At 37.9% G+C, this 6,438-nt stretch carries 9 protein-coding genes; 1 reads left to right on the plus strand and 8 read right to left on the minus strand.

Features of this window, described 5'->3' with window-relative positions:
• Positions 1–24: 24 nt before the first annotated feature.
• The 5 genes from ABEW32_RS25735 to ABEW32_RS25755 all read right to left on the minus strand — a co-directional run bounded on the left by ABEW32_RS25735 (position 25) and on the right by ABEW32_RS25755 (position 4,637).
• Positions 25–897 carry a copper amine oxidase N-terminal domain-containing protein gene (locus ABEW32_RS25735; RefSeq protein ID WP_430193073.1) on the minus strand — a complete coding sequence of 291 codons (873 nt, stop codon included), beginning with the start codon at positions 895–897 and terminating at the stop codon, positions 25–27.
• A gap of 268 nt (positions 898–1,165) precedes the next feature.
• Positions 1,166–2,593 (minus strand): pyridoxal phosphate-dependent decarboxylase family protein, encoded by a 1,428-nt coding sequence (locus ABEW32_RS25740; RefSeq protein WP_430193075.1) that lies wholly within the window; start codon positions 2,591–2,593, stop codon positions 1,166–1,168.
• Positions 2,594–3,215: 622 nt separating this feature from the next.
• Complete coding sequence (locus ABEW32_RS25745; protein WP_013311396.1) at positions 3,216–3,575, minus strand: putative zinc-binding protein; 360 nt, start codon at positions 3,573–3,575, stop codon at positions 3,216–3,218.
• 268 nt (positions 3,576–3,843) lie between these two features.
• Positions 3,844–4,386, minus strand: coding sequence for a hypothetical protein (locus ABEW32_RS25750; RefSeq protein ID WP_430193077.1), 543 nt, complete (start codon positions 4,384–4,386; stop codon positions 3,844–3,846).
• A complete protein-coding gene (locus tag ABEW32_RS25755; RefSeq protein ID WP_430193079.1) occupies positions 4,383–4,637 on the minus strand; it encodes a hypothetical protein in 255 nt (84 codons plus the stop codon). The genes ABEW32_RS25750 and ABEW32_RS25755 overlap by 4 nt, the downstream gene beginning before the upstream one ends.
• Between ABEW32_RS25755 and ABEW32_RS25760 the strand changes: the two genes are divergently transcribed.
• Positions 4,622–4,867: a hypothetical protein gene (locus ABEW32_RS25760; RefSeq protein WP_430193081.1), complete on the plus strand. Its 246-nt coding sequence runs from the start codon at positions 4,622–4,624 to the stop codon at positions 4,865–4,867. The genes ABEW32_RS25755 and ABEW32_RS25760 overlap by 16 nt on opposite strands.
• Before the next feature lie 60 nt (positions 4,868–4,927).
• Here ABEW32_RS25760 and ABEW32_RS25765 read toward each other — a convergent pair whose 3' ends face one another.
• From ABEW32_RS25765 to ABEW32_RS25775, 3 genes are all read right to left on the minus strand, one after another.
• Complete coding sequence (locus ABEW32_RS25765; RefSeq protein ID WP_430193083.1) at positions 4,928–5,215, minus strand: hypothetical protein; 288 nt, start codon at positions 5,213–5,215, stop codon at positions 4,928–4,930.
• A 214-nt stretch (positions 5,216–5,429) separates the two neighbouring features.
• On the minus strand, positions 5,430–5,816 hold the full coding sequence (gene cdiI, locus ABEW32_RS25770; RefSeq protein WP_430193085.1) for a ribonuclease toxin immunity protein CdiI: 387 nt from the start codon (positions 5,814–5,816) through the stop codon (positions 5,430–5,432).
• A 23-nt stretch (positions 5,817–5,839) separates the two neighbouring features.
• Positions 5,840–6,438: CdiA family toxin C-terminal domain-containing protein (locus ABEW32_RS25775; protein ID WP_430193087.1), on the minus strand; the 599-nt coding region annotated here is incomplete at its 5' end.

Raw genomic sequence — 6,438 nt, forward strand, 5'->3', positions numbered from 1 at the left:
TGAGTTTAAATTTCTCCAATATTACTATTTTCGTTCATTCTTCGTTTTTAATGTTCTTCCGGCAGCTAGCATATACTGCAAAGGGTCATTCATTTTAAGATACGACAGACTTTGAGACACGCTGCCTTCCGGATTAACTTTTGGACGTTTTCGATCCGGGATATCTACAGACGCGAAATCTGCATCCATATCCACCGTTTGATTAAAGAAGCCAATGATGTGCAAATCTTCTTTTCCTTCTCTAATCGTAGAACCTGTCCGATTTAACCCACTCACCGTAATACTCCCTCTGGTTTCACTTGCTGAGTTTTTCTCTTCCACAAGTTTGAAATTTTGAATATCCAGTGCAGAAGGATTGTCAACAATGAATCTTCCTTGATCCAGTTCTATTACTTTTTGAAAAATCTTGCTTTGGTCAAAAGCCGGATCTTTTACAATCACTTTGTTGTTCATGTACTCAAACGGGATATTCATACTTCTCAGCAATACCCCAAGCGGAATGACAAAGGCATCCTGAATCACTTCGGGCTGAGTGTCCATCTGTGCTGAAGTATCGTTCAGTTTATATGTTTTTGCTCCCTTTTGAAACACAATTTCATTTGACCTCCACCTGATTTTTGCTTCCTGAAGTTTACCGTTGTAATCAACTTTTGCGCCAAGAAGCTCGGCGACGGAACGAAGCGGAACCATGAGACGTTTTTCTTCATTAACGTAGGGACCAATCGGTGTGCAGTACAAAACGTCATAGTCATTCACTTTGAGCAAAGAGGTTCCATTGACATGAATAGAGCGATTAATCGGTGCTGCATTAGCGTTATAAGAAGAGGTTCCGAATATAGCACTCACAAGAACTGCAAAGGATACTACAGCCGTGCTATAAAAATATTTTCGCTTCATTTTTCATCCTCCGTTGAATTGAGATAGGTTGTGTAAGATCGCATGTTTGCTTTGGAGCAGTGACAGTTTGTCCTTCTTTGACACATGTGGAGTGCGTACGTTTTAGGATTGAGTGCTGTTCATTGTTACTGCATTGCACAATGGTAAATAATTTGGAAGATGTATGGGAAGACAGTAAAGAGGGGCGGCGTGCCCCTCTTATTTTCGTAATGCTGAGCATTTTTATTTATTTACAGAAAGTGTAGCACTTCATTTTCACAATTGAACATCATAAAAAAACTTTTTTCTCATTCAATGATCTTGCTATATTCGATAAAAGCTGAACTGTATTCCTGATCTCATCTTCCGTAGTGTCCGGATGAATTGCGCAGATTCTGAGAACAGTCTTTCCATTGAGTTGTGTCGTAAGCACTGTGGCGTACCCGTTCGTCACCATTTCTTGGGAGATCTTTTTATTGAGCGAATCTAATTCTTGCTCACATAATCCAGCAGGCGCATATCGAAAATTAACAATCGCTAACTGTGCGGGGGATACAATTTCCCAATGATTATGTTTTTTGATTTCATCTTCAGCCCATTCTGCGAGTTGGACTCCATGCTCTATAACTTCACCGACAGCATTCGTGCCTAAAGCTTGCAGTGTCACCCATAGTTTCAGACTTCGAGCAGGCCGGGTTAACTCTGGACCCATATCCCAATAATTAAAATGTTCTTCATCAGTCTCGGCATCCTTCAAATATTCTGGGCGTGTGCTGAAGCAGTTTTTGAGTTGATGCTTATCTTTGGCTAAAACCACGCTACAGGAATAGGTCTGCATTAGCCATTTGTGTGCATCCCAGGTGATACTATCTGAACGCGATATCCCGCTCAAAAGAGGCTTATATTTCGAAGAAGCCAAAATTGACGCACCGTAAGCTCCATCCACGTGTAACCAAATATTATGTTTTTCACATAGGTCAGCAATTTCGTTTAGCGGGTCAATGCTTCCCGTATTGGTTGTTCCTGCCGTTGCAATGATCGCAAAAGGTTTCATGCCAGCCGCCTGATCATCCATTATTTTTTTCTCTAAGGCTGAAACATCCATACGAAAATTTTTATCACTTGGAACCTTCCTGATTTGATCACTACGGAATCCAAGAATGCGTAGCCCTTTGGCGACCGATGAATGAGTTTGATCTGAAACATAAGCAGTTCCAATGGCATATTCCTGCTCGGATAACCTTGCATTACGTGCAGCCGCTAAAGCGGTCAAATTCGACAGCGATCCGCCCGACAGAAATAAGCCCCCAGCAGTAGCAGGATATCCTGCTTGGTCACACATCCACCGGATCACTTCCCCCTCTATAAGGCTTGCGCTCGAACTCTGCATCCAGCTTCCGGCGTGGGTATTATAAGCACAGGTCATGATATCTCCTAACCAAGAGTAAACAGACACGGGGCTAGGAACCATTGCGAAAAAACGAGGGTGTTGCATGAAGGCTTGATGAGGATAGACGTTTTTCCTCATTTCATCGACAACCTCTTTTACAGGTCTACCTTTTTTGGGAAAGCCAATTTTCCTTAAATGAGTTATTGTATCCTCATCTGCAATGTTGATTACCTTTTGAGATCGAATGTTATTGTTTTCTGCTATAAATGAATGTACGAACTGCTCAATAATCTCACCTAATTGCTGATTTGGTTCTTGATTCATCATAAGCATCTCCATCTCCTTTGTTTAGCTTCAACCAAAGTATAATATAACATCTGTTGTCATATTGTGATATTCACCGATTTCATCATTATGTTTATTTTTAGGCTCTTCGCTATTACGCAAAGTAATTCTCAAAGGCAAAGAGGGCTATAAAATCCCCGTTCAGTGTAAATGTTGGAAATGTGATGTTGGGAATGAGATAGTACTCCAGCTCAAGGCTGGTAATCAGCTATATAGTGCTGTGTTGCTTGGATGGTAACGACGAGTAGTTTTACAAGACAGCTAAGGAGGCGGGGGGAGCTTGTAATATAGGAGGGGAACCTTAGTTATCTGAAAATAATTAAAAAAGAGAATAAATGTATAGTCACTTGTAAGTAAAGTGCTCGAAACGCTTTGCCAAATGTTGCAACTGAGCTACTTAAAGATTTGAAAAATGACTCCAATTAGAGCTCCAAATTCTTTAGGATTTTTATATCCAATGATTAATATGGGAATAAAAAAATACTGGTGGCCCTTAAAAATGTGTTAGGAGCCACCAGTACAAACTAATTTACAATATTGTTACATAATATGAGTCAGCTATACTTTTACTATATATACACAACACCTTAACTTCGGTCGGGAATTATTGTCCAATTTGTTCTAAGATTTGTGTGTAAGCATTTCTATAATGATCGGGGTTAGGATCTTCTCCTATTATTTTGGGTACATCAAAGTCAGACAGCAGGAAATGGTGTTTGGGTTGAACTTCATGTCTTGCTAAGCAACTCTTGCAACAGGACAAGGGACAGCCGTCAATTGCAATGATGTCACGTCCCGATTTTGCTGTTCTGACAAGGGGTTTGACATCACCGCCAACACCAGCTATGCAGGACATTTCAGCGACTTTTTCTCGATCCATTTGTATAGCGATCATGTTGGCGGTTTGTGCTGCGGAGGAACATCCAGAACAAGAATAGACAAGAGGTAAATCCGTTCTTTTCATCTTTGTACACTTCCTTGTTTTTTCTTTGTAATCCATCAGGGTATCTTTGGTTTTAGATAAAATAAATTTAAAATTGTTTGTATTTTAACTTAAATTTACAGTCTAAACCGTGATCGTGATCACGACAATATTTTTGTGAAATCTGTTATAGGGCTAATTGTGTGTGTATATATAAAATCAGCTAGAGCTTTAGAAAAAAAGCTTATCCCAACTCATAGATTGAAGTTGGAATAAGCTTTTGAACTTTTAATATTTAGGTGCAATTAAACTAATCAATTTCCGGGTGAAGAATTTTAGATAATTTTGTACCATCGAACTTGTCGCCCCATCCTCTATTTTCTTCTATAGAAAATTTTAGAAATGGTTCGATACTTGGCAATGGAATATTGTAATCTATCATGAGCTTTATAATTCTCTCCAAAGATTTCAAACTGCTTTCGCCGTATCCTTCGATCACAGTGTACGCATGACTGATACCAAGCTCATAAATACCTCGTAGTAAGGCGGCGACTGGCTCATCAATATTTTGATACAAGCTATACAAATATATGAATTCATCTTTACTCAACTTCTCCAACTCTTCCTCCTCGTATGTTTTAAATTCTGTTAAATTCTCAGGAGTTAATTCAATGAATATATCGTTCCAATCATCCAAGTATTGTATATTAGTGTATTCCCATAAATAATTTAAAACGATATTCCAATCATTAACATCATATTTCAAGGCTATAATAGCGTTCTCAAAGCAGTTAATACCATATGCAACTCTACCCCTCATTGAAATATGTCTGAATTTTTCCATGTGCATCATCGCTGGTCTCCTTTATACCATCCGGTTAGTGCGTCAGCAATATTTCTTTTAAAAGTAAATATGTAGTTTTCGCAGGCTATTTTTGCTGCTCCAAATTCGATGTGGAGTTGTTTTAATAGTATATATAAATCATTCACATTAGCCTTTTGATTTAGTGCTTGATTCACTGCATCTACTTCTGCGCAATTTCCCACTGCATATTCATTAAGAGAATTCTTTTGGCAATAATCCTGCTTTGTCTTTGCTTCCAAATAATCCTGCATTCTTTTTGATATTAGAGGAGGAAGAGGATCAGAAAGCAAAAATCAAGGAGCGAGTCGATGAAATCATTCAAGTACTAAGCTCACGGCAAGGTATACTAAAACAATTTGATGATAACCTATTCAATGCGTTGGTGGAGAAGATCACGATTCTCTCACCAGCGCATTTTGTTTTTACCTTGAAAAGTGGAATGAGCATAGATGAAATTATAGAAGATTAATAGATCATTGTTAAATGAATTTATGGACTAGAGAAGCCATAGGCTGGAACGATCAATGGGCTAACGAATATTTGTGGAGTGCATGACGGGAAGGATCAATTGAATCCCGTCATGCACTCCTTCCATATAGATCGACTGTTTGTCCTGACTTAGCTGATAACCAATTGCTTCTTCCCATTCAGATAGTAGATGTTGAATATCTTCAGTTTGATTACCTTTCAGTTGCTCAATTTGAGTGAATGAATGCTCATTTTCTGATAAATTTGAAGCGTTTTGTTCACTGGCTAATTCTAATTGATAAAAACGTTGACGTAATGCTTCTTGAAACCAATCTGGCCAATTTGACATAGCGCATTATCCCTCCCGTGGTTGAAGTGTGTGTATGTTAACTCTGATAGGGAGGGATGGCAAGTCATTGTTTTTCGTGAAAAACAAGGCTCATTCCTCCTCATATTTCAAGTTGGAATATGAGGAGGAAAGTTTATCAAGTGTGTGTCAAGTTTTTTTAGTGTTTGGTTGTATTGTACGATCTTGTTGTTGGGTTTGTAGACATCCTATTGTTTTAAGTGTATAAATTTAACTTCTCCTTGATTTGAACTAAACAACTTTCAACTTTAGTGACATTCTGGGAATGTCTTGATAGATACTCCTGAGCTACCTTAACTAAATACTCAAAAAACATCTCATAATCCACAATTGCATACACTTCTACACTAGTTACTGGCGGAGTTGTTGTAAAATTCACTCCACTATCTCCAAAATACTCTTCATCATTTGGAGTGCATTCAGTAGCAAAATAGCAGCTAGTATAACCAATACCAAATCCTTTACCCTTTTTAAATTCATTAAGAGCTTCTAAAAAATAGCCGTCCCCTAAAGTACCGTAGTATGCCTCCATATTCTTAATTTTTTCCTGTGCATCTTCTACATAATATATTTCATCATCCATCTTATTCATTCCCTATCTATTAATTAATTTTTCGGAATCACAGGGAAAAAGTTTGTTATTTCTCCAGTAGCTTTATCCCTGTAACCTATAAATTGCAGTTTTTTACCGGCAACTTCAGCATATCCAACAATTTCATCAGAAACAGCATTTTGTCGTGTGTCTATTTTTATTTTATTATTTTGAATGCCCTCTTCCATCGCTTCTCTTCCCAACTTCAATAACTGTTCATCAGAGAAAACTTTCGGATCATAAACAGTCTTAGGATTCTTATACTCTTTCCACTGACCAGTATAGTTTCCTTTTCCACCATTAGCTGTGCTCATTCCGTCATAAACAGGGAGCTTGTATTTAACCTCATAAATTCCCGGAATATCTGGATGTGACGTTTTTATCACAGCTTGGTTAATATTCTTAACCTGATCGCCAAAGTTGTCTAAAATATACCGCTCAAAGTTTTCAAGGTTATGGCCACCTTTTATTCCTATAGTCGGTTTTGCTTTAAACCCTTCTACTTCAATTAAATGATTATCATAACCTGATTTATAATTGACTCTAACATTAGGAGCTTGTGACGTCTCCTTAGTATTCTTCGATTTAACAACTTCTTTTTCCTTTTTTAAAT

The organism is Paenibacillus jamilae (assembly GCF_050482105.1).
Classification (GTDB): Bacteria; Bacillota; Bacilli; order Paenibacillales; family Paenibacillaceae; genus Paenibacillus; species Paenibacillus jamilae_B.